Origin of the sequence: Desulfosporosinus sp. FKA (genome assembly GCF_002196785.1) — a bacterium.
Taxonomy (GTDB): Bacteria; Bacillota; Desulfitobacteriia; order Desulfitobacteriales; family Desulfitobacteriaceae; genus Desulfosporosinus; species Desulfosporosinus acididurans.
In genome coordinates, this window is record NZ_NAHZ01000026.1 from 12,151 (window position 1) to 33,210 (window position 21,060).

Sequence of the window (21,060 nt, forward strand, 5' to 3'; positions counted from 1 at the left end):
CTCATTACCTCACAATCATTTCAGTGATAACTTTTCCTGGAGGGACTAACGGTAAAACATTTTCATCAGGAGAAATCTTGAAATCCAGCAATATCGGTCCAGAAGAATTAACCGCTTCCTCAATAGCACCACGGACCTGATCTACAGAATTAACGTGAATTCCACGAATTCCATAGGCCTCGGCCACTTTGACAAAATCCGGATTTCCTTCAAGTTGAATATGGTTGTACCGTCCGTCATAAAACATCTTTTGCATTTGACGAACCATTCCAAGAACACCGTTATTAAGCAAGATAATTTTAATTGGCAGTTTGTTTTGAGCGACGGTTCCCAGCTCCTGAATAGACATTTGCAGTGAACCATCTCCGGTTATTAAAAATACATTATCTTGAGGACGAGCCAATTGAGCCCCAACTGCAGCCGGCAGTCCATAACCCATGACTCCTAGACCGCAGCTTGTTGCATAATTGCGCATATGGGCTATCGGATAAAACTGAGCCACCCACATTTGATGTTGTCCTACGTCAGTAGCTATTACAGCCTCTCCGCCAGCCAGTTCACCAAGTGTCTTGACAACTAATTGAGGAGTTAAGGAGTCTAAATCACAGCCTAAGGGATTATCCTTCTGCCAGTTACGAATTTGTCCCCACCATTCGGAAAGTTCAGGAAGCGAATGTCCGGGCAGGACCTCCAGGAGTTCCTCAAGAATTTTACGAGCGTCTCCGACAATTCGCATGTGTGTTTTTACAACTTTACTAATTTCTACAGGATCAATATCCATATGAATGACTTTTGCTTTAGTCGCGAAACGATGGCCTAAACCGCTTGTTACCCGATCATCGAAGCGAACTCCTACAGCAATCAGTAAGTCACAATCATCCACTGTATAGTTGGCAGTCACTGTGCCATGCATGCCGACCATTCCTAAAAGATTAGGGTGACCGTAAGGAAGACTGCCGATCCCCATTAACGTGGTAACAACAGGCAAATTTGCCCTTTCAGCAAATTGACGCAGAGCTTCCTCGGCGTTCGCTGTCACGACTCCCCCGCCAGCATAAAGAACAGGTTTTCGCGCTTCGGAAAGTGCTTGAGCTACCTCTTCGATTTTACTGTTATTGCCCCTGCCAAAGATTTTATACCCCTTAAGCTTCATATCGCTGGGAAAAGGTTCAACATTTTCCTGGGCTAAAACATCCTTCGGCAGATCAATTACAACTGGACCTGGTCGTCCGGTTCGGGCAAGAAAGAAGGCTTCTTTAACTACTCTGGGAAGATCACGAGGATCTTTAACGATATAGGAATGCTTTGTTATCGGCATTGTAATGCCAATAATATCGACTTCCTGAAAAGAATCCGATCCAAGGGAGCTTGTTGGCACTTGCCCTGTTAAAACGACTAGAGGAATGGAATCGGAATAGGCATTAGTTATACCGGTTACCAAATTTGTAGCCCCGGGGCCTGACGTCGCCAGACATACTCCTACTTTACCACTAACTCGTGCGTAGCCATCAGCAGCAAAAACAACCCCTTGCTCGTGGCGCCCTAAGACGTGGCGTATGGGCGAATCCAGCATAGCATCATATAGAGGAAGCAATACCCCGCCGGGATAGCCAAAGATAATGTCCACACCTTCCTCTCGTAAGGCATCTAATAATAGTTTTGCTCCACTTAATCCCTTCTTTTCCTCACTCATTTCATTTCCCTCCTCTATTATCTGGCGGTTGCGCTTTGCGCTTTATAAATCTCAGGACCGTTGACAAGAGTTAAAGCCCTAAAAGCAGCGAGAAGTTTTTTAAAGACTTCTCCGGGAGCTCCATTGTCAATGTCCCTGCCATCGACATTAACTACGGGGATAAGTTCAGCCGCTGTACCCGTTAAAAAGCACTCACTGGCAGTATAGAGATCGTGACGGGTAAATAATTCTTCAGCGGTTCTAATCCCCAATTCACGCGCAAGCTCCAGAACTGAATTCCTGGTTATACCTTCCAAAACCCCCGCAGATAAAGGGGGTGTCATCAGTACTCCGTTGCGCACAATAAAAATATTGTCAGAAGTTCCTTCGGCAACGTAGCCATCTTGAGTCAACATGATTGCTTCCACAACTCCCGCTTGATTGGCTTCGATTTTAGCAAGAATATTATTCAAATAGTTAAGAGATTTAATTCTTGGATTTAAGGAATCAGGGTTATTTCTTCGGGTGGCAGCGGTTTTGACTTCCAATCCTCGTTCATATTTAATCGGCTCAAAGATTTTTATTTGATCCGCGATACAAAAGATCGAAGCTTGAGAACAGTTATTAGGGTCAAGTCCTAAATCCCCTTTGCCACGGGAAACAACTAAACGAATATAAGCATCTCTTAACCCATTTCTGCGTAACGTTTCCAAGACAATCTCCTGCATTTCATCCTTCGCTATCCCAATAGATAAATGAATCGACTTTGCCGATTCATAGAGCCGTTTTAAATGCTCATCTAATTTAAAGACTCGGCCATGATAGGCACGAATTCCTTCAAAAATTCCGTCTCCATATAAAAAGCCATGATCAAAAATTGATACTTTGGCCTCTTGTTCAGAAACGAAAGCCCCTTTACAGTAAATTACAAGTCCCATTAGTTTACCCCTTTCTATAAAATATCCTCAATAATTCAGACAACTTAAAAACCCAAGCCTAGTCCCTAGCAACGTGGAACTTTCCGCTTGGGTTTTTTCTACCCACGGTGTAAATCCGTAATTGGATTCTGTATCGCTTGGACCAGTCAGGTTGCCCCCGGAACCCTAGATACACTTCCTCCTCTGTTATAAGACATTTGTACTGCATACGTTGTGTATATGATACAGAATACAATCCTCAGTGTCAACCCTTTTTCCATGAAATTCATATTAATTCACGGGATCCCTTGTCAAAACTTGATAGTTAGCGGTATAATGTCCACTATTAAAATACATTTGTTTTTATTGAGAGGAGCTGCCAAAGATGCCAATTAACATTGGAATTTTAGGTCTTGGAACAGTTGGTAGTGGCGTTGTCAGCATATTACAGCAAAATGCCGAAGACATCCAAACGAGAACTCAAAGTGAAATTCAGATAAAGAAGATCCTAGTCCGCAATCCCGAACTTCCCCGAAATATTCAGGGGAAGTTTCAACTCACGGACCAAGCCAATGATATCCTTCAGGACCCTGAGATTGATATCATTGTTGAAGTTATAGGAGGGATTGAACCCGCTCGTTCTTATATATTAGAAGCGCTGCGCCAAGGCAAACATGTGGTCACAGCGAATAAGGACTTATTGGCTCTCCATGGGCAAGAACTCCTGGACGCTGCCAATACGGCAGGTAAAGACCTCTATTTTGAAGCAAGTGTCGCCGGTGGAATCCCTATCATTGCTGCCCTTAAACACGCTTTGGCTGCGAATCGAATTTCGGCTTTAATTGGAATCATTAACGGAACGACCAACTATATTCTGTCTGCTATGGCAGAACAAGGCCGGGATTATTTTGAAGTATTGGCTGAAGCACAAAGCTTGGGTTATGCTGAAGCTGACCCTTCGGCCGATGTCGACGGATTAGATGCAGCACGAAAGCTGTCCATCCTAGCTTCTATTGCCTTTAATTCACGGGTTACCCTCAAGGACGTTTTTGTAGAAGGCATCTCCAAAATCACTCGCCAAGATTTAGCCTATGCAGCAGAACTCGGATGCACCATCAAATTACTGGCAATCGCAAAACATCACGAAGAAAGCATCGAAGTTCGTGTTCATCCGGCAATTTTGCCCATGAACCATCCCCTAGCTGCCGTAAACGGTGTTTATAATGCCATTTATGTTGTGGGCGATGCCGTGGGAGAAACCATGTTTTACGGCAGGGGGGCAGGATCACTGCCGACCGGCAGTGCCGTAGTTTCTGATATCATTCGTGTCATTCGCAACATCCAGGCTAACTCCACGTCGATGATTAACTGCACCTGTTATCGTGACCTCGGAATCAAAGCCTCCTCGGAATTCTTCACTGCCTTTTATATCCGTCTTCTCGTGAAAGATGAGCCCCGCGTCCTTGCCACCTTGGCGCTCCTCTTTGCCGAAGCCAACATCAGCTTTGCTTCTATTATTCAAAAGCCACGCGGCGAACAGCAAGCCGAAATCGTACTAGTGACGCACCCCTGCCGCGAAGGCGCGCTTCAAGAGGCTCTGGACTCTGTTCGGGCGTATAGTAAAGTTCTCATGATTCACAACGTAATACGCTTTGAAAAAGGGGAGGAGTCGAACCCATGATCGTAAAAATCCCTGCTACCTCTGCCAATCTCGGACCCGGTTTTGACTGTCTTGGCCTGGCCCTTCAACTATATAACTCAATTAAAATCGACATCAACCGCCCCTTCCAAATCTCATTAACAGGAACCTATCAGGAAGGTATATCAACTGATGAGAGCAACCTTGTCTGGCAAACCATGTGCCGCCTCTGGGAGCAACTTAATTATCCCATTCCGACGGTTGCCCTGACATTGGAAAATCATATTCCTCCAGCTCGCGGTCTCGGCAGCAGCTCCGCTGCCATCGTGGGTGGACTTGTAGCAGCCAATAGTTTGGCCGGAGCCCCTTTAGCAAAATTAGAGCTGCTGCAGATGGCCAATGCTCTTGAAGGACACCCTGATAACGTCACACCTGCTTTATATGGGGGAATCACCTTAGCTGTTTCTACAGATGATGGAGTTCAACCCAGAGTTTTAGGGCAGGGAGCAAATCTGAAGGCAGTGGTTCTTATTCCGAACTTGCGCCTAAAAACAGAAAAGGCCAGAGGCATTTTACCTCCCGAAGTATCTCGTCAAGATGCCGTATTTAATATCTCCCATGCAGGATTATTAATTGACGCCTTTATTCGTGAAGATTATCCCCTCCTGAAAGAGGGAATGCGCGACATGCTTCATCAAAACCAGCGTTCCGTTCTTATCCCGGGTATGTTTGAAACACTGAAAGCAGCTGAACAAGCCGGAGCCTATGGAACAGCTCTAAGCGGTTCAGGCCCGACACTAATTGCCTTAATTCCGGAATCTTCAAAGAACGAAGTTTGCCAGAGCATGCTGACAACGATAAAGCATTTTGGGGTTGAGGCCCAGGCCATCATACTTGATATTGATCACTGCGGTGCCTTCTCTTCAGGCGAATAAGGAATTCTTGCGACACATTGAATTAAGAGAAACTTGGCGCTCAAAGATACTTTCTTCGCTCTTGACTATCCAAATATTTCACTGCCTGAAGGGCCGCAGTTCCGCCTTCTCCTGCAGCTTTAATTAACTGATAGGGTTGTCCCGTGCAATCGCCGGCTGCAAATAACCCCGGAAAACTAGTCTCTAATTTGTGATTTACCTTAATGGCACCGTCTTCCATTTCCAGACCTGAAATAAGCTGTTCGGCAGGAAGATTTTCTCTGATGATAAATACTCCGTCAACGGTTAATTGTTCCTCCCCAAGGTCAAGTTGTTCTACCCTTTCTTTCCCCACAATCCTCGCAACGTTGCTCTTCTTAACGTCAACCCGGGAATCAAGGGAGGGAACGTCACTGTAATAAGGAATATAATAGACTTGGGAACAGATGTCGGCCATAAAATTGGCCTCATCCTCACCTTCATGGTTATAAGAAATAATCGCTGCCTTCTTGTCTTTATACAAGGGACCGTCACAGGTAGCACAATAGCCGACGCCCATACCTAACAATTCGGCTTCGCCAGGAAATAATTTACTCGCCGAAACACCCGTCGCCAAAATAAGAGCATCGGCTTCCAGGGATTTCTCCTTGCCCATGATGGTGAAAGGAGGGCCCGGATATATACTTGTAACTTTAAAAGGAATAATAGATATGTCCTTTTCCTTAAGATGTTTTAAAAACCGCTGTCTTAAATCCTCACCGCTTATTTCAGGAAAACCGAGCCAATTGTCGATTTGAGGTGCCTTAGACAGCTTTGGGCTGCAGAATTCCGAACCCAACAAAATAAAATCTCGTTTCCTGATTTTTGCATTAAGGGCTGCCGCCATTCCTGCCGGACCGCATCCAATAATTGCAAGTTCATAATGATCTTTGATATTATTAAGATCCTCAGACACGTTTTAAACCTCCTCGATTCATTTCCTTTATAGCAGAAGTGTTCCCCAAATTTCCCAAATTAACTATTAACTTTTAATATTGCACTGAGAAATCCTGATAAGGTAATCATTAAATAAAGGCGTTCTCACTCCACTATATTAGTGAAGCGAGAACGCCTTTGGTTATTTGCACCCATTTTGGATTTTTAAAGTTAAGTTTTTAGACAGCTCTCATCCAACGCTATCTTTAACACGCTTTCTACCTGCTGAGCAACACTCAGCAATTGTTCGTGTTCCATCATACCTATCAAAGACGTCGGCCGCAGCATTCCCATATACACACTTTTTTCTTTTTCGTATACGACCACCTTACAAGGCAAAAAATATCCAACTTCAACCTGAAGCTCCAATACTTCTTTTGCTTGTTTGGGATTACAGACCTCTAAAACCTTAAAGTGACCTTGAAAATCCAGCCCTTTTTCTGCCAATTTGTCTTTAAAATCAAGTTCCCACAAAACGCCGAAACTATTGTTGCTTAATGTTTTCTTTAAATCTTCCACAGCTGTCTCAAAAGGTTTATTCGTTTTGACCTCATACTTTAAATCCATGACTTTTCCTCGCTTTATCGGATAATAATTCAATCTCGGCGATTTTACGCGATAGACTTCTTCATTCTAATAGTATAAGCAAATTAATCCGAAACAACTCCCAATACATTTAGGATACCCAATAAACGGTCTCTTTCCTCTTCCAAATCTTCTCGTTCCGCTACCATCCGCGGCTGCACAGAATGAAACGGCCAACGAGCTCTAAGATCAATAAGCTTTTTCTCAACTTCTTTAAGCTGCTGTAATACTTCCTGTTGATCCAGTGGTTTTTCATGCACTTGTCCATCATCCGCCATTAGCATTCATCTCCCCTACATCCACAAAGGTAATAGCGCCATGCATGCAAGCTTCCATGCAAGCTTCACATTCCACACATTTCTTAGGATCTACCACTGCTAAATGTGACAACATGGCAATAGCCTGTTCGGGACAGGTATTGACACAGCGTTTGCAGCCCCGGCAAAGTTTTTCTAAGATAAACGCTGACATTCCTTCTCTCCTCCTTATTCCCGCAGATTAAAGGAACACCCGGTTCCTCATTAGCAGCCTGCTCAGCCAAAGCGCTGAGGACCAGAGCTTGAGCCTATGGAAGATCCCCCGCTTGAGCTTTTCCCCATAACATTAATTGTGGTAAATCGCTGTTTTATTTGGTCACTTCCGCAAACCGGACATACTTGCCGGTCTTTTTGGCTTATGCTGCAAAAGACAGAAAACTTATGATTACACATCTGACAGATTAAATCATAACTTGGCATCGTCTTCAATCCTCCTAAATTAACTCTTTAGTTCATAATAACTTCTTAGCTCAGCTCCAGCCTCATATTCAGAATCCCGATCCTTACTCCTGGATCCCAGCTCCTTTTGTGCTGTACACGCTTAATATTTTGGAGATGAGTCTGTCGTATACTAAATGAAACAGAAATGTTATCCTTATCCCCTATACCCCTCTAGGGTATTGTGTTAATTCCAATATATTCGCTTATCAATGATTTGTCAACCCGTTGGAATTTTCTTTCTCTGATTTCTATAGTAATACACCAACTCAAGGATTGCAGGCAATACAAATTTGCGCAATACAAATCAAAAAAATCTTCTAATTGGTACTATACTATCATCTAGGAGGAGCGCTCATGAACTATTCTCAAAGCATTCAGGACACCATCACATACATTGAACAACACCTCTGCGAGAGGCTCTCATTGGATGAGATTGTAAAAGTTTCCGGATTTTCAAAATATCACTTTGTGCGCATTTTTAAGCGCGAGATCGGCTTGGGGTTGAAGGAGCATATTCAAAGCCGTCGGTTATCTTTGGCAGCAAAACTTCTTCTGTCATCGAAGTTTAGTATTATGGATATTGCTCTCTACTGCCGTTTTGAATCTCAAGAGGCCTTTACAAGAGCATTTAAGAAGGTCTACGCGCTTCCTCCCGGAAAATACCGCCGTGCCATAAACCATTTAGTAACTATAAATGAGGTGAACGATATGAAAACGAATGAGCAGATTCCCGGATGGATCATAACAGGAACAGCTCCAGGAAAATTTGAAGCTGCATTTGACCACGAAGTGTTTTTTAAAGGAACAAAATCAGTGCTTTTAAAGAGCACCAGTACAGAACTGGAGACAGGCGACTACTATGCGGTAATGCAGCAATTTAAAGCCAAAAACTATCTTGGAAAAAGAGTCCGTTTATCAGGGTTTCTAAAAGCAAGAGACGTGACAGGCTGGGGTGGACTCTGGATGAGGATTGACAGCATAACCGCCAATGTGATCAAAATTGATAATATGCAAAACCGCCCTATAACGGGCGATACGGACTGGAATCATTATTCGGTGGTGCTTGATGTACCGGAAAACAGCGCGATCATCAATATCGGTATGCTGCTCAACGGCACGGGAGAATTATGGATGGATAACGTTTCTTTTGACATCGTTGACAAAAATGTTCCGGCTACGGATGTCGACCTCAGCAGTGAATTGCCAGAAAAGCCTATGAACCTTTCCTTTGAAGAGGACAACTAATGAAACAGACCCCCACTTATAGAAGTGGGGGTGGGTACTTCGTTAACTTCAGGTGGGGTAGAGTCCCCCTTCGCCGCTAAGTATTCCTATTGGGAAAGGCGACTCGGCAATAATGTCCACCGGACATTATTGTATCTGAAGCCCCGATGTTCAGCTTTAGCGTAAGCGAGTTCACTATAACCTCAGACAAGTTAACACCTCAGGGATGTGCTGCGCTTCGGTCATGACATTTGTGACAGGAGTCTGCCCCCTGCTCCAGAAGCGATTGCTGACAGGTGCTTCCATAAACTAATGGGATATTAAAGGTTTTGCCTGTGACACGACTGGTCTGCAGCCAACTATTTCCTTCATGGCGAATAAACGGCAACTCCTCCCCTTTTCCTGTAACAAGAACCTCATCGCCAAGTTTCAGAACAGGAAATTTAGGATTGGTTAATTGTTCTTCAAAGGCTAAGTCCTTAGGGTTGACAATCTTCTTGGTCTTGGGGAGGGTGTTTTTTGTGCCATGACAATCTTGGCATTGAAGGTGAACTGCATCATATTGAGAGGTGTGGAGTAGGTTGTCTCCCATGACATCCTGCCTTGTGTGACAATCAATGCAATCCAGGCTGACTTCACATTGAGCGAAGATTTCTCCGGGCAAATAATAATCTTTGACCCGGTCCAGATAATTGGTATCTCCGGATTTCCAGTCACTAATGACTTTGGTCATATCTGAACGAAACGCAAAACTCATTTTGAGCGGGTCATGATTTCCTTGATTGTGGCACTGATTACACTGGGTATAAGGAATTTGGGTTGTCAAGCTGTGGGTCATCCCCCAGCCGAGATCAGCAGATCTCATGGTCGTATCTGTCCCGATATAAGTATGCATAGGGTTCGTTAAAACATGACATACCTCGCACCCGTTCGCTGTAATCTTATTCTCTGTTTGAGATTTAACTCCGGTTTGGCTGCCCTCGAGAGAATGATTATCAGGAGTCTGAAAAGCGGGGATCTCCCCTCCGTTTTGATGACATTGACTCAAACAGTTCTGCTGAAACGCCTTCTGATTGGGATGTCCCTGCAGCGGATTGGGATAAAGCGCTGCTGACTGCCCCTTGACAAGTCCCGGCACCTCATTCGTTTTATCAAATCCGAACATCCGGCGTACAACACTGAGCTCGCCGGCCTTTGTGGACATAATCGACGTTTTCACGAGATCGACTTCATTTTTTGCTGTTTCCTGGTTGCCTGAGTGACAGGACATCCCATTCTCGGCCTTTCCCCCGCAGCTTAAAGAAACTGCGTTCAAGGAACCCGGGTGTCCCCCGCCATACATTTGATCATGGGCCGTCGCTTTGTCCAAAGAGAGAGGATTTCCCCCGTGGCAAGCGACACAGCCAAACGTATTACTGGGATGAGAGCTGGAGATTTCCTCTATACCGATGTGACAGGTTTTGCAGCGCTCAACGTTCCCGTTGGGAAGAACCAGATCAATGACCTCAGGCTTGCGATTTTGAAGGCTCTTTATTTCTTGCTGGAGTTGAGTTCTCTTTGCTGTATCTTTGGTTGAATTTAATTGAGCCTGCAGTCTTACTGCCTGTTCTTTAAAATACTCTCGTTGATATTGAGCCCAATTTGGAGTGCTGCCTTGAATAAAAAGAATTAAAATAACAAGACTCAAGAAAAGGCTTGCTAAGATCAGAGCTTTTTTCATAGGCGAGTCCACCACAATTCCTTCACCATAAACCAAAACAGAAGAATCAAGACCAAGCTAAAAAGAACGTTGAAAATCCTCCTTCCCCATTTGTCCCCCCAATAATGGGCAGCCCATGGCACCCCGGCCAGCCCGATAATAATTAAGGCGGGAACTGCTAAAGCTCCCAGCCAAGGCGGAAGATACAGCAGCAGCACTTGAAATGGCCCAAAAATCCAGGGTGCTGTTGCATGAGGAACTGCCGGAGCCAAATTGCTCGTTCCCACACCTGGAGAAATTTTAAAAGCCAATAAAGTACAAAGGATCAAAAAAATCAACGCGGCAATTCCTTCATTTTCTTTAAGATTATTAATGGGTGAACGAGCCATTATATCTCCTTCCTTTAGAGAGGGCGTACTCCCCCGTCACGGCGAATCCGCCAAAAATGATAGAGCTGCAGCCATAACATTGCCAAGGGTAAGACCGCACAGTGCCAGACATAGACAACCAAAGTGCTGCCGCTTAAGGCAGAAGGTTCGCCTAAGGCGATCTGCGCCAAGGCTGTTCCCAAACCTGGAATCTGCTTCAATAGATTAGCGGCAACCGTTGCCGCCGCACCGCTTTCTTGGGAACCAACCAGCAGGTAACCTGTAAAATCCAAAACCAAGACAAGTACCAGCAATCCTACGCCAACGAGCCAATTAAGCTGTCTCGGGGGCTTGTAGGAATGAGTCCATACGACTCTTACCATATGCAAGTTAACGGTTACAATCATAATTTGTGCCGACCAATAATGCAAATTTCTAATGACATACCCGTAAGGAATTACCGACCCGATCGTAAGGACACTGCTGTAGCCTGAACTTGCACCGGGTTGATAGTGAAACATTAAAAGAATCCCTGTAATTCCAAGCATTAGGAATGCCAAAAATGACAGTCCTCCGAGGCAAAACGTATAGAATACCGAAAGTACTCGCTCGGAGATAAATCTCGGCCGCACGTGATTAATAAAATTATTCCGCGAATTTCCTTCCAACTTATGTACTGGCGATAGTTTCTCTTTTTGATCATGGTCAGACATCAGTATTGGCCTTTGAACCGAAGTTTCCGTTTCTTTAGAATCCTTCATAGCCGCACATCCAATCCAACTTGCTTCTCTGTATTAATGATTAAGGAACCATCCGCCTTCCGTTCCACAGCTGCCCTTGGCAAGGCTTTAGGGGCAGGCCCTGCTACAGGCCTGCCCTCTGTGTCGTAAATACTGCCATGGCAGGGACACAACCATTGTTTCCTTTCCAGATGATATGTCACTTCGCAGCCCAAATGAGTACAGGTCGCAACCAAAGCGGCAATGCCTTGATCATCCCGCTTAACCCAAACACGTGAATTGGGAACATGCTGCCAATCCGTTTTTTCCTCAAGGCTTTTGGCATAAGACACTAAGGGCGAGCGCGGTTGATCCTCTTTGCTCGTCAAATAGTCAACAAGAGGTTTGACACTTAATCCACCCACCGCAACCATTCCGGCCCAAGCAAACCGTAATACTGTCCGTCTCGAGCACTCTATTTGCTTAGCCATCCTTCTCAGCCCTTTCTTCCTTAGATCTACAAGTCGGAGCGGTTCCCATACCTCACCTAAAACCAACGACTCCACTGCCCAGCGAAGGTTATAATATAGCGGACAAAAAAACCGCCAAAGAGAACGAGGAAACTGCTGCCAATGGTTACTGGCAATGTCCACCGAACTGATATTTTCTCTTTTAGTTCCAAGTACTCCAGGGAAAAGGGCACAATTAGCCCTAAGCCCACAATCAAAAACCAAAAAATCATAGCAAACTGTCCGTAGATCATACTCCCGTAAGCCTCAGCAATACTCAGAGAACTAAATCTGCCCATTACAATCATTACCAATAGTATAAAACATTCTAAAACGATGAGTAAAGCATCGGCCTTCGTCAATAACTGTAGTTCCCTATGCCTGGCCCTTTGCCAGGGACTAAGAGCAGAGAACAAAATCACCGTTGCTGCCCCGGTAGACAAAGCTGATACTAAAAAGAGCACCGGAAGCAAGGGGGCTGTCCATAAGGGGCGTGCTGCAGCATTGAGAAGAAGACCGGTATATGATGCCACCCCTACCGACAAGAAGGGAATTACTTTGGCCAATCGTTTTTTCCATTGTTCTAAAGATTTAGTTTCCCCTATAATTTGAAACTTCTGAGGTAGCCAAAGATAAAGATAGACAACACTCAGCAGAGTGAATAAAAGAATCGCCCAACTACCATAAGACATGGGGGACCTTACCTGTAAAGTCATAAATAACCGATAGAAGTTAAAAGGGCTTCCTAAATCGAGTAGCAGCACACCCAGCCCTAAGGAAATTGGAAAGGGTGAAATAAATGCCCCCCAGCGGCTAACCCTTTCAAAATCATTACCGCCCAAGAGCAAGGCCAGGTTCGAGGTAATCATGGCTCCTGCGCTCACGCCGGCAGTAAAGAGGTAAATAACAATTAATATGCCCCAAGTTATTTCCACGTGAAACCCCTCCTTCGCCTCTTAATTGCCCTCCGGTATTTCCGGAACCACATCATCAATATAATAAATATTGGGACCGGTTCCCACATACGTCAGCAACTGACGGCTTGGATATTTGGCGAGTAATTTAGCCACAACACTTTCGGGATCATTAAGATCACCAGCCTGCCGTGATTTTCCCAGACAAGTTTGGACACAAGCCGGCTTTAAGCCTTGCTCCAAACGTTGCAGACAAAACGTGCATTTATCAGCTTTGCCTGTCTCCGGATTAGCAAAACGAGCATCATAAGGACAAGCAGTAAGACAATATTTACAACCGATACATTTACTAGCTTCAACAATGACTATCCCATCGGGACGTTTTTGGGACGCTCCTGTAGGGCATACGGATACACAGGGAGGGTGATCACAATGCATACAATTTCCGGGTTGAAAAACTTCTTTTACCTTGGGAAATTCACCCTGTACACCGCTGCTTTTGACCCAATTCCGTGTCTTACCGATGGGCACGTCATTTTCTGCGCGGCACGCGACCATACAGGCATCGCAGTCGATACAGCGCGAAGTGATAATGACAAATCCCATGCGAACTGTCATAGTGTTCCCTCCTACGCTTTACTTACCGTTACAAAGGTTTCACTCAAAGCCGAACTGCCCGAGAGAGGATCTGTAATAGTCTTATGAAGAGCAGAATCGCTGGCTCCCAGTTTATAAGCCGATTTAAGCCCTTTGCTCACATGACCGAATCCTCCGACCATAAAGATACAATCCGGCCGGATTCCCTCAGTAACCTTCGCTTTAATTGTCACTTTTCCCACATCACTTTCCAGCACAACGTCATCATCCGTCTTGATTCCTAGCTTGGCAGCTACCGAAGTATGCAGCCAGGCCCGATTTTCCGAGAAAACTTCCAATAACCAACGATTGTTTTGAGTGAACATCTGAGTGTGTTGAGCCGTTTTTCCCGTTAAAAGATAATAATGGTCTTTCGGAGGGCGAGGCGGCTCATCCCAAGCGGGCACCGCCTTTTTGCCCATTTGAGCCATAATACTCGACGATATTTCAATTTTTCCGCTGCTGGTTTGAAACTCAAAGTCTTTGGAATGATCTTTTTTGAAATTTGGTACAACATAATGCCCAGCCTTCTCTAACTCATCTAGAGTAATTGAGAAGGGTTTAAGTTGTTTGGCCAAAAGATCTCGTTCGTCCTTATAAGGAAGAAAATCGCCCAGGCCTAATTTGTCAGCCAGTTCTTTGTAAATCATCAAGCTGCTTTTCGTATCATATAAAGGTTCAATCACCGGCTGTCTGATAAAGATTTTGTTGCCAATAGGGATCAACCCGTCATAACGTTCCAGATAACTGGATTCAGGCAAAATTACATCGGCATAATAGGCAGTATCACTTGCTTGAATGTCAATGACAGCGACAAAATCCAACTTCATAAAAGCATTGATGGTTTTCTGTCGTTCCGGTATCGAAAGAATTGGATTCTGCCGAGAAATTAACCACCCTTTAGCCTCATAAGGTTTGCCGGACAAGATATTATCCCGCATAGTTTGGATTACACCATACGATAAGGGTACCAAGGGATACTGCCAGGGTACACCGTCAAGTCGTATTCCCTGGGCCTGAGGGAAGGGGGGATGAGACAAAACTCCGAGCTTAGCCGTATTAATTTCCTGATCGGGAATAAGTCCTCCCGGCTGAGCCCAATTGCCGATCAAAGCATTCAATACAGCTATTGCCCGCTCGGTCTGAAATGAGTTTTTAAAATTGGATGTACGCCAGTTAGGATGAGCAATAGCGGCAGGAGCAGCTGCAGCAAACTCACGGGCGATCCTCTCTATTGTCACTGCAGGAATCTCGCACTTTTGCTCCGCCCATTTCGGCGTGTAATCCTTGACTTCTTGGACTAAATCGTCAAAACCTTGAGTATAGGTAGTGATAAAGTCCTTCTTGAACAGTTTTTCTTTAATAATGATATTAATTATTGCTAAGAAGAAGGCGGAATCCGTTCCCGGGCGTATTGGCAGCCATTCAGTGGCTTTGGCCGCTGTTTTACTGAAACGCGGATCAAGGACCACAACCTTAGTCCCCCTGGCAATCATCTCGATCATTTCCTGAGTTTCATTATTGGAGATTCCCTCTGCCAGATTTCTACCCGCAAAGATCATATACTTGCAATTCTTATAATCCGTTCCTGGTTGAGGAACACCGTAGGTATATAAAAAACCGGTGGTCATTGCATTGAAACATAGACTTCTCTGAGTACCATAATTGGGGGAACCGTAGGCTTTGAGCAAAATCTCGAAAAAAGGCTGGGACAAATTGTCTGTGGAGTTAAACATCATGGCTTTTGCCCCATACTTATCCTTTATTTTTTTCATCTGATCCGCCGTATACGTCAAAGCTTCATCCCATGAAGCTCTGCGCCACAATCCGCTTCCCCGCGCCCCTGCCCGGATAAGAGGAAATTTAATACGATCAGGGCTGTATAACGTCTCAATTCCCGCATTCCCCCGCGGACAAAGTTTACCGACATTATTCGGATGATCGGGATTGCCTTCTAACTTTTTCACGATACCGTTATCGACCTTGGCAATAACGCCGCAGCGCCAGACACACTGCTCACAGATTGTAGTGACCTTCTGAAGCTCAGAACTCTCATTTGCCGCTGTCTTTAACGCAGAATGCTCCACAGCAAACATATTATCCGGCGCTAAGAACCCCAGGCCAGCCGATACACCCAAAGCGACACCGGCGGCAGCACCTTTAATAAATTGCCGGCGGCTGAACAATTGGTCCCAAGTATAGACTTTGGACATAGTCAGACCTCCTTCCCACATTAACCATAAAGTTTAGTTCAAATTTAGATTCTTAGCTGATTTTACTGGGGAATCAACGGAGTCGCTTTTTGAATTTTCGGAAACCTTTGAGCCAACATAAAATACAAGCGTACAGAGAACAAAGAGCGAGATAAAGAGCCAATGGTTCACATGAAGCAGTTCCTCAAGGGATTGCTGCCCATAGGCCCCAATGGTAGATATTTTTAAAAAGATTGATTGGTAGGTAGCCCCAAAGAGAACACCGCCGGCAAGAAAACCTAAAACTCCAGGAATTAAATAGTCCAAATTTCCCTGACCACAACCTGTGATCAAAGTACCCGGTCATGTCCCAGCTAACGCCATACCAACTCCGAACAGAAGTCCACCCAGGAGATTGCCGACAATATATGTCGAGGACATTTGGTCCAATTGAATAAAACCCAGATCTTTCAAGGCATAAAGACCCACAAGCCCCACTGAAATCCCTGTCATCATAAATTTCATGATGGTGTTATCCTTAAAACGAAATTGGTTGACAATTCGATGATAATGACCTAAGCCGGCTTTTTGCAGCGCGAAAGCGAAGAAAAAGCCAATAATTAAAGGAATAGCATAGGTAGTCATCTTAATAATCCCTCCCATATAAAAGTTTAGTTGTAATAATTCCGGACACAAATAAGCCAACAATAAATAATAAACCTGCCGGTGAAAGCTGCATTGTCCCGGATATGGCTAAGCCGCTCGTGCATCCGCCCGCAATCCCGGCAGCATATTCAATAATCATGCCGCCGATAAAAATCAATACCCAACGTTTTAACTTACTGGGCCCATAATTTTGCATCCACAACTGATCTGGCATCAAGCGAACTTTAAAATCACGGGACCATAAACTTGAGACGAGAGCGCCAAGGATCATGCCAATGAACAGAATAATTTGGAAACTTAGTACGGGAGGCATTTGAAATTTGAAATACATAGAGTTCGCTAAGCTAGAATGGAACGTCTTTAAAAGCATGCTGTCAATGCTTTCGAGACCTCCTGAAGAACCGATCGTCTTATCAACCAGAACATAGGAGGCTATGCCGGTTACTCCCAGGAGGAAACCCGCGGCCCATGGGGACCATGTTTTTTCTTTCATTTTTTCGGTAAAAGACACTTAAGCTTCCCCCTTTCCCGTATTCTTCTCTGTCTCAGCCTCAACTAAGGATATTAATTGTTTAAGTTCTTTTTCATCCATCCTTTGCAAGTGAATCAGGATATTCTCCGGCACTTGAGACAAGAAATGCAAGGTTTGCCGTCCATTTGGATCTTCTAGTATACTTTTAATCAGCAAAACCGTCTCCATATCCCCGGCAAGCAATTGTCTGAATACGTCTTGAACTTCCGGCGGCAAAGTATTAAAGGGAACGTTTCTCTGCCTTCTTTGGAGATAAGCCCAGGGCCATAGACCTTTTTTCCATTTCCAAAGCAAAATCGTCAAAACCAAAAGGATCAGAATATCGGCTGCTATAATAGACCAAGCAAGCCAGGATAGTTTGCCATTATTATTAAAGTCAAGAACATCAAAATTCGGATTAGAACTCGGCGGAACTTGAGTTGCTGCCGGAGAAGGAGCGACGGATCCCGTCTCTGCAGAAGAAGTCGTCCCTGCTGCAGAGGAACTTCCTTTCGAGCTATTGACTGAAGCATTGGACGTTGTTGCTGATCCTCCGTATTTGGCAACTCTTGCCGGAGCATCCGTTGGATGACAAGAGACACACGATTGATCCGGCTGGGCTAGAGGGTTAGCAATAATCCCGGCATGAGCCTTTGTCTTATCAGTTTCCGTTGCCACACCCAAGTGACAAGCCTGACAGAAGTCTCCAAAGGAGTGCTGTGTATGCCAATCTCCCTTTTTGGAAACAGGATCGGCTCCTTGAACCTCGTGACACGTTTTACAGGAAGACGTTGACGCCCCACAGGCAGCTTGGACGTCTTTGGGACTTGACAGTCCTGAAAATCCGAAGATAACTATTCCGACAATCCCCAAGATTAAGGCAATAATAGACATTTTTAACCGCTTCACGTTTACTCCTCACCTCATTTCAAAATATCAAATAATTTTAGGCTGTCTGTATATCCTCTTTTTATCACCTCCAAGGTAAAACTTGATTTAAGTTTGCCAGCACAATTAACTTTTTTAACCATCGAATTGAAATATGTAATACTGCTTTTGAAAAAATCGTCTAGCGATTAAGTGCTAGCCATGGTAATATAATTACAAATTCGTTTTGTCCCACCCCCTAGGGAGGGGGTCGTATGGTTACTTATAGCATACAATGAAAATCTCGCAGGGTCAATATAGAAAAACAATACCCCTATGTCGTTTACTGTAATATTCTGCCTAAAGAGGAGAGGTAACCTATGGAGGATTTAACCTTATTAGAAAAAAAGATTCTAATCCAACGTTTAGAATCTTTGTCCGAAGAACTTGAAGAATTGGAAGTAGAGAGAGACTATGTCTTAAAACAAACTGGGCTTCATCTTACCGGCCATACGGTCAAAAAATATGAAGCCGAATTATCAATCCTAAAAGATTCTCTTGTCCTTATTAAGGAGGAATTAGCTCGACGCGAGTGAACTCGTTCAGCTAAAGCTGAACATCGGGGCCTCAGAAACAATAATGTCCAGTGGACATTATTGCCGAGCCGCCTTTCCCAATTGGAATACTTAGCGGCGAAGGAGGACTCTACCCCACCTGAAGTTAACTAAGGACTAAGAAGTAGGGGGCTTAAAAACTGGTTCAAAAGTCAAAAAAAAACGACATTATAGTCGTTTTTTTTAACCATTATCCTTTATGTTACACTCCTCACCCGCTTGGCAACTCTTGAGAAGAGCACAAGAATTACACATTTCGGCTTTGTCACTTGCAATGAGACAAAATGTGTTTTTGATTTTCCAACATGCTTTTGATTCATTAACCGATATAGGACTGTTCCGATAAGCGCCCCCTTTACAATTGCGATTATACCAACATGAATACATAGAAATTATGTGTCTGGCACCAGCGATATTCAGCCCTTTTTGATCTATTAAATATTTGATGAATTGCAGTCTCTTAATGTCATTGTTTGAATATCTTCGTTGTCTTCCTTTTCTTTCCGGATGTATAAGGTTATTTCGTTCCCAAACTCTTAGAGTCTCCGGATGTTCTTCAATTAACTCCGCAACCGTGCCAATCGTATACAATCCTTGATCCTCATCAAGCATTTTTGTCACTTCCAAATTGTATAAAAACTTCCCTACGTAATCTTACTTTCCCGATCTTAGGTATCCAGTTTTTCATATTGAATATAGTAAATTCCTCGTTTAAGAAGATAGTCTTGAATTGTTTTTCCCAGAGTATTGATGACAAGGTCCAAACTAGAATGTTTCACCTCATCGGACCATTCTAAAGCATCCATAAGATCTTTTTTGCTTATCCTTAAGGCCTCTGCCAAATGTTTTTCGTGGGCCAAAATGGTGGCCATACTACAACAGGCTAAAGTCTCTACATCTCCCTCGGCCCAAAAACTGATACTTTTTATTATACCAAATTCAACTTTAATATAAATAGTACAAACATCCCCGCTTTGCGGATCTTTTACTGTTCCTTCGCCATCCGAATTCGGCATTTTTCCTTGGTTAATAGGATTCATTATTAGTTCAGTAATCTTCTGTGAATACATCGTCTCACCACCACTTTATGAATATGATCACATTATATAGTGTTATTGAGTCTTTTTCAATAATTTTATTGAAATTTAATATTCATTTAGTTATCATATTCTTCAAAGAAACCTTTAAATAAACTTAGTAAGTGAGTGTGAAACGAATGATTGAATTAATGATCCCTGGCAAGGGTGTCGCCGCCTTAGAGGTGTTGGTCTTGGATTATAACGGAACTTTGGCCTTAGATGGCAACATGTTAGAATCAGTCAGAGAACATCTGCGACGTCTAGCTCACTTAATGGACATTCATATTCTAACGTCTGATACCTTCGGAACCGTCAAACGTCAGTGCCAAGGTTTACCCGTCCAAGTAAACGTCTTAACAAGTTCGAACCATACCAAAGAAAAGGCAAACTACGTATTAAATTTCAACCCTGATCATGTTGTTGCCGTCGGAAACGGTGCAAATGATCAGTTAATGCTGGAAAAAGCCTATTTGGGGATTGGCGTAATTGGCTTTGAAGGGGCTTGTACGTCTGCCTTATTGTCCTCCGACATTATTGTCAAGGATATTGAAGACGCCTTTGGTTTGCTCCTAAAACCTCAGCGCCTGAAAGCCACTCTCAGGCAGTGAACTCGTTCAGCTAAAGCTGAACCATATTCACCTCTGGTAAAAGCGGCAGGTTAACTGCATTGCTAGAAGGAAAACAAAGGCCAAGGCTTGTCCTGGGTAAGCCTTGGCCTTTGTCTTTATATTAGGCTAACTTTTCACCACTATGTTTTTTGATTTCTTCAGCTAAGCGTTTCGCTATTTGGTCAAAAACAGGTGATTGATAATCTTCAACCTTACCGGCATCCGATAATTGTGCTAAAGTAGGATCAAGAGGAAGCTCGCCTAAAAATGGAATATTCGTTCGTCCTGCTTCATCCTTGCCTTGAGGCTTCCCAAATACCTCCATTCGATGATTACAATCTGAACATTGTACATAGGCCATATTTTCGATTAAGCCGTAAATGGGAGGTTTATAGTTTCGTACCATTTTAATGGCTTTGCGAACAACCATATTTGCTAATGATTGAGGACTTGTTACCATAACAACCCCATCGACAGGCAATGATTGGAAGACTGTAATAGGAACATCTCCTGTACCCGGAGGCAAATCAATCAAAAGGTAATCCAAGTCGCCCCAAACCACTTCAGTATAAAACTGATTAACAATTTGAGTGATGAGTGGTCCTCTTAAAATAACAGGATCATCTTCTGTTTCTATCATAAGATTCAGCGACATGAGTTTAATCCCGTCACGACTCTGAGGAGCAAGGATTCCTGTTTTACTTACACCCGCTCTTCCTGTAACCCCAAAAATTCTGGGGACACTTGGTCCTGTAATATCAGCATCTAAGATTCCGACTTTGTAGCCTTGACGCATTAGGCTCACAGCTAACATGCTCGTAACAGAGGATTTACCAACACCGCCTTTGCCGCTCATAACAGCAATAATCTTGTCAATATGGCTGGCTTTTTGAGCATCTGTCAATTTTGGTTCATTGGAACAACTATCTCCTGTACAAGTTCCTGCTGCAGAACAGCTATTACACGCTTCACTCACGGTACAGCCTCCCTTTCC

General features: G+C 43.9%; 25 protein-coding genes. 5 read left to right on the plus strand and 20 right to left on the minus strand.

Features of this window, described 5'->3' with window-relative positions:
• Positions 1 to 4: 4 nt before the first annotated feature.
• Together ilvB and ilvE are read right to left on the minus strand one after the other, a co-directional pair.
• Positions 5 to 1,693 (minus strand): biosynthetic-type acetolactate synthase large subunit, encoded by a 1,689-nt coding sequence (gene ilvB, locus B5771_RS08885; RefSeq protein WP_088187211.1) that lies wholly within the window; start codon positions 1,691 to 1,693, stop codon positions 5 to 7.
• A gap of 17 nt (positions 1,694 to 1,710) precedes the next feature.
• A complete protein-coding gene (gene ilvE, locus B5771_RS08890) occupies positions 1,711 to 2,610 on the minus strand; it encodes a branched-chain-amino-acid transaminase (protein ID WP_088187212.1) in 900 nt (299 codons plus the stop codon).
• Positions 2,611 to 2,974: 364 nt separating this feature from the next.
• On the opposite strand from ilvE, the gene B5771_RS08895 reads away from it, so the two are divergent.
• Both B5771_RS08895 and thrB read left to right on the plus strand, forming a co-directional pair.
• Entirely contained in the window at positions 2,975 to 4,270 is a 1,296-nt protein-coding gene (locus B5771_RS08895; protein ID WP_088187213.1) for a homoserine dehydrogenase, read from the plus strand.
• Positions 4,267 to 5,163, plus strand: a complete 897-nt coding sequence (thrB, locus tag B5771_RS08900; RefSeq protein WP_088187214.1) for a homoserine kinase — start codon at positions 4,267 to 4,269, stop codon at positions 5,161 to 5,163. The genes B5771_RS08895 and thrB overlap by 4 nt, the downstream gene beginning before the upstream one ends.
• 40 nt (positions 5,164 to 5,203) lie before the next feature.
• Here the strand turns inward: thrB and B5771_RS08905 are convergent, their stop codons facing one another.
• The 5 genes from B5771_RS08905 to B5771_RS08925 all read right to left on the minus strand — a co-directional run bounded on the left by B5771_RS08905 (position 5,204) and on the right by B5771_RS08925 (position 7,439).
• A complete protein-coding gene (locus tag B5771_RS08905; RefSeq protein ID WP_088187215.1) occupies positions 5,204 to 6,097 on the minus strand; it encodes an NAD(P)/FAD-dependent oxidoreductase in 894 nt (297 codons plus the stop codon).
• Between the two features lie 191 nt (positions 6,098 to 6,288).
• Complete coding sequence (locus B5771_RS08910) at positions 6,289 to 6,684, minus strand: DUF302 domain-containing protein (RefSeq protein WP_088187216.1); 396 nt, start codon at positions 6,682 to 6,684, stop codon at positions 6,289 to 6,291.
• 83 nt (positions 6,685 to 6,767) lie between these two features.
• Positions 6,768 to 6,980 (minus strand): hypothetical protein, encoded by a 213-nt coding sequence (locus B5771_RS08915; protein ID WP_172408215.1) that lies wholly within the window; start codon positions 6,978 to 6,980, stop codon positions 6,768 to 6,770.
• On the minus strand, positions 6,970 to 7,173 hold the full coding sequence (locus tag B5771_RS08920; protein ID WP_047809477.1) for a 4Fe-4S dicluster domain-containing protein: 204 nt from the start codon (positions 7,171 to 7,173) through the stop codon (positions 6,970 to 6,972). Before B5771_RS08920 ends, B5771_RS08915 begins: the two co-directional genes overlap by 11 nt.
• A gap of 62 nt (positions 7,174 to 7,235) precedes the next feature.
• A complete protein-coding gene (locus tag B5771_RS08925) occupies positions 7,236 to 7,439 on the minus strand; it encodes a zinc ribbon domain-containing protein (protein ID WP_088187218.1) in 204 nt (67 codons plus the stop codon).
• Between the two features lie 375 nt (positions 7,440 to 7,814).
• Between B5771_RS08925 and B5771_RS08930 the strand changes: the two genes are divergently transcribed.
• On the plus strand, positions 7,815 to 8,705 hold the full coding sequence (locus B5771_RS08930) for an AraC family transcriptional regulator (protein ID WP_088187219.1): 891 nt from the start codon (positions 7,815 to 7,817) through the stop codon (positions 8,703 to 8,705).
• A 199-nt stretch (positions 8,706 to 8,904) separates the two neighbouring features.
• Here the strand turns inward: B5771_RS08930 and B5771_RS08935 are convergent, their stop codons facing one another.
• Genes B5771_RS08935 through B5771_RS08980 form a run of 10 tightly spaced genes read right to left on the minus strand, consistent with a single transcriptional unit; the run spans position 8,905 to position 17,807 of the window.
• Positions 8,905 to 10,404, minus strand: coding sequence for a hypothetical protein (locus tag B5771_RS08935; RefSeq protein WP_088187220.1), 1,500 nt, complete (start codon positions 10,402 to 10,404; stop codon positions 8,905 to 8,907).
• Complete coding sequence (locus B5771_RS08940) at positions 10,401 to 10,772, minus strand: hypothetical protein (protein WP_088187221.1); 372 nt, start codon at positions 10,770 to 10,772, stop codon at positions 10,401 to 10,403. Before B5771_RS08940 ends, B5771_RS08935 begins: the two co-directional genes overlap by 4 nt.
• Before the next feature lie 14 nt (positions 10,773 to 10,786).
• Positions 10,787 to 11,512 (minus strand): cytochrome b N-terminal domain-containing protein, encoded by a 726-nt coding sequence (locus B5771_RS08945; protein ID WP_088187222.1) that lies wholly within the window; start codon positions 11,510 to 11,512, stop codon positions 10,787 to 10,789.
• The gene (locus B5771_RS08950) at positions 11,509 to 11,961 is read right to left on the minus strand and encodes a ubiquinol-cytochrome c reductase iron-sulfur subunit (RefSeq protein ID WP_088187223.1); all 453 of its coding nucleotides are present in this window, start codon (positions 11,959 to 11,961) and stop codon (positions 11,509 to 11,511) included. Before B5771_RS08950 ends, B5771_RS08945 begins: the two co-directional genes overlap by 4 nt.
• Before the next feature lie 56 nt (positions 11,962 to 12,017).
• Positions 12,018 to 12,914: an NrfD/PsrC family molybdoenzyme membrane anchor subunit gene (gene nrfD, locus B5771_RS08955; RefSeq protein WP_088187224.1), complete on the minus strand. Its 897-nt coding sequence runs from the start codon at positions 12,912 to 12,914 to the stop codon at positions 12,018 to 12,020.
• 21 nt (positions 12,915 to 12,935) lie between these two features.
• Positions 12,936 to 13,511, minus strand: coding sequence for a 4Fe-4S dicluster domain-containing protein (locus B5771_RS08960; RefSeq protein ID WP_088187225.1), 576 nt, complete (start codon positions 13,509 to 13,511; stop codon positions 12,936 to 12,938).
• An 11-nt stretch (positions 13,512 to 13,522) separates the two neighbouring features.
• Positions 13,523 to 15,742, minus strand: coding sequence for a molybdopterin-dependent oxidoreductase (locus B5771_RS08965; RefSeq protein ID WP_088187226.1), 2,220 nt, complete (start codon positions 15,740 to 15,742; stop codon positions 13,523 to 13,525).
• A gap of 33 nt (positions 15,743 to 15,775) precedes the next feature.
• The gene (locus tag B5771_RS08970; protein ID WP_172408217.1) at positions 15,776 to 16,366 is read right to left on the minus strand and encodes a YeeE/YedE thiosulfate transporter family protein; all 591 of its coding nucleotides are present in this window, start codon (positions 16,364 to 16,366) and stop codon (positions 15,776 to 15,778) included.
• 1 nt (position 16,367) lies between these two features.
• Entirely contained in the window at positions 16,368 to 16,898 is a 531-nt protein-coding gene (locus B5771_RS08975; RefSeq protein ID WP_088187227.1) for a YeeE/YedE thiosulfate transporter family protein, read from the minus strand.
• The gene (locus B5771_RS08980) at positions 16,899 to 17,807 is read right to left on the minus strand and encodes a hypothetical protein (RefSeq protein ID WP_088187228.1); all 909 of its coding nucleotides are present in this window, start codon (positions 17,805 to 17,807) and stop codon (positions 16,899 to 16,901) included.
• 338 nt (positions 17,808 to 18,145) lie between these two features.
• Between B5771_RS08980 and B5771_RS08985 the strand changes: the two genes are divergently transcribed.
• Positions 18,146 to 18,361 (plus strand): hypothetical protein, encoded by a 216-nt coding sequence (locus B5771_RS08985; RefSeq protein WP_088187229.1) that lies wholly within the window; start codon positions 18,146 to 18,148, stop codon positions 18,359 to 18,361.
• A gap of 201 nt (positions 18,362 to 18,562) precedes the next feature.
• Here B5771_RS08985 and B5771_RS08990 read toward each other — a convergent pair whose 3' ends face one another.
• Together B5771_RS08990 and B5771_RS08995 are read right to left on the minus strand one after the other, a co-directional pair.
• Positions 18,563 to 18,991 carry a MerR family transcriptional regulator gene (locus B5771_RS08990; protein ID WP_088187230.1) on the minus strand — a complete coding sequence of 143 codons (429 nt, stop codon included), beginning with the start codon at positions 18,989 to 18,991 and terminating at the stop codon, positions 18,563 to 18,565.
• A 56-nt stretch (positions 18,992 to 19,047) separates the two neighbouring features.
• Complete coding sequence (locus tag B5771_RS08995) at positions 19,048 to 19,449, minus strand: iron-sulfur cluster assembly scaffold protein (protein ID WP_088187231.1); 402 nt, start codon at positions 19,447 to 19,449, stop codon at positions 19,048 to 19,050.
• A 146-nt stretch (positions 19,450 to 19,595) separates the two neighbouring features.
• On the opposite strand from B5771_RS08995, the gene B5771_RS09000 reads away from it, so the two are divergent.
• Positions 19,596 to 20,066 carry an HAD family hydrolase gene (locus B5771_RS09000; protein ID WP_088187232.1) on the plus strand — a complete coding sequence of 157 codons (471 nt, stop codon included), beginning with the start codon at positions 19,596 to 19,598 and terminating at the stop codon, positions 20,064 to 20,066.
• A gap of 121 nt (positions 20,067 to 20,187) precedes the next feature.
• On the opposite strand, the gene B5771_RS09005 is transcribed toward B5771_RS09000, so the two are convergent.
• Positions 20,188 to 21,042, minus strand: a complete 855-nt coding sequence (locus B5771_RS09005) for an Mrp/NBP35 family ATP-binding protein (RefSeq protein ID WP_088187332.1) — start codon at positions 21,040 to 21,042, stop codon at positions 20,188 to 20,190.
• Positions 21,043 to 21,060: the final 18 nt, after the last annotated feature.

Excerpts from the sequence above, each read along its gene's own strand:
- B5771_RS09000 (WP_088187232.1), top strand. The coding sequence starts at position 19,596 with ATGATTGAATTAATGATCCCTGGCAAGGGTGTCGCCGCCTTAGAGGTG.
- ilvE (WP_088187212.1), bottom strand. The coding sequence starts at position 2,610 with ATGGGACTTGTAATTTACTGTAAAGGGGCTTTCGTTTCTGAACAAGAG.
- B5771_RS08925 (WP_088187218.1), bottom strand. The coding sequence starts at position 7,439 with ATGCCAAGTTATGATTTAATCTGTCAGATGTGTAATCATAAGTTTTCT.
- B5771_RS08910 (WP_088187216.1), bottom strand. The coding sequence starts at position 6,684 with ATGGATTTAAAGTATGAGGTCAAAACGAATAAACCTTTTGAGACAGCT.
- ilvB (WP_088187211.1), bottom strand. The coding sequence starts at position 1,693 with ATGAGTGAGGAAAAGAAGGGATTAAGTGGAGCAAAACTATTATTAGAT.
- B5771_RS08965 (WP_088187226.1), bottom strand. The coding sequence starts at position 15,742 with ATGTCCAAAGTCTATACTTGGGACCAATTGTTCAGCCGCCGGCAATTT.
- B5771_RS08920 (WP_047809477.1), bottom strand. The coding sequence starts at position 7,173 with ATGTCAGCGTTTATCTTAGAAAAACTTTGCCGGGGCTGCAAACGCTGT.
- B5771_RS08995 (WP_088187231.1), bottom strand. The coding sequence starts at position 19,449 with ATGTATTCACAGAAGATTACTGAACTAATAATGAATCCTATTAACCAA.
- B5771_RS08990 (WP_088187230.1), bottom strand. The coding sequence starts at position 18,991 with ATGCTTGATGAGGATCAAGGATTGTATACGATTGGCACGGTTGCGGAG.
- B5771_RS08895 (WP_088187213.1), top strand. The coding sequence starts at position 2,975 with ATGCCAATTAACATTGGAATTTTAGGTCTTGGAACAGTTGGTAGTGGC.
- thrB (WP_088187214.1), top strand. The coding sequence starts at position 4,267 with ATGATCGTAAAAATCCCTGCTACCTCTGCCAATCTCGGACCCGGTTTT.
- B5771_RS08985 (WP_088187229.1), top strand. The coding sequence starts at position 18,146 with ATGGAGGATTTAACCTTATTAGAAAAAAAGATTCTAATCCAACGTTTA.
- B5771_RS08915 (WP_172408215.1), bottom strand. The coding sequence starts at position 6,980 with ATGGCGGATGATGGACAAGTGCATGAAAAACCACTGGATCAACAGGAA.
- B5771_RS08935 (WP_088187220.1), bottom strand. The coding sequence starts at position 10,404 with ATGAAAAAAGCTCTGATCTTAGCAAGCCTTTTCTTGAGTCTTGTTATT.
- B5771_RS08940 (WP_088187221.1), bottom strand. The coding sequence starts at position 10,772 with ATGGCTCGTTCACCCATTAATAATCTTAAAGAAAATGAAGGAATTGCC.
- B5771_RS08960 (WP_088187225.1), bottom strand. The coding sequence starts at position 13,511 with ATGACAGTTCGCATGGGATTTGTCATTATCACTTCGCGCTGTATCGAC.
- B5771_RS08930 (WP_088187219.1), top strand. The coding sequence starts at position 7,815 with ATGAACTATTCTCAAAGCATTCAGGACACCATCACATACATTGAACAA.
- B5771_RS08945 (WP_088187222.1), bottom strand. The coding sequence starts at position 11,512 with ATGAAGGATTCTAAAGAAACGGAAACTTCGGTTCAAAGGCCAATACTG.
- B5771_RS08950 (WP_088187223.1), bottom strand. The coding sequence starts at position 11,961 with ATGGCTAAGCAAATAGAGTGCTCGAGACGGACAGTATTACGGTTTGCT.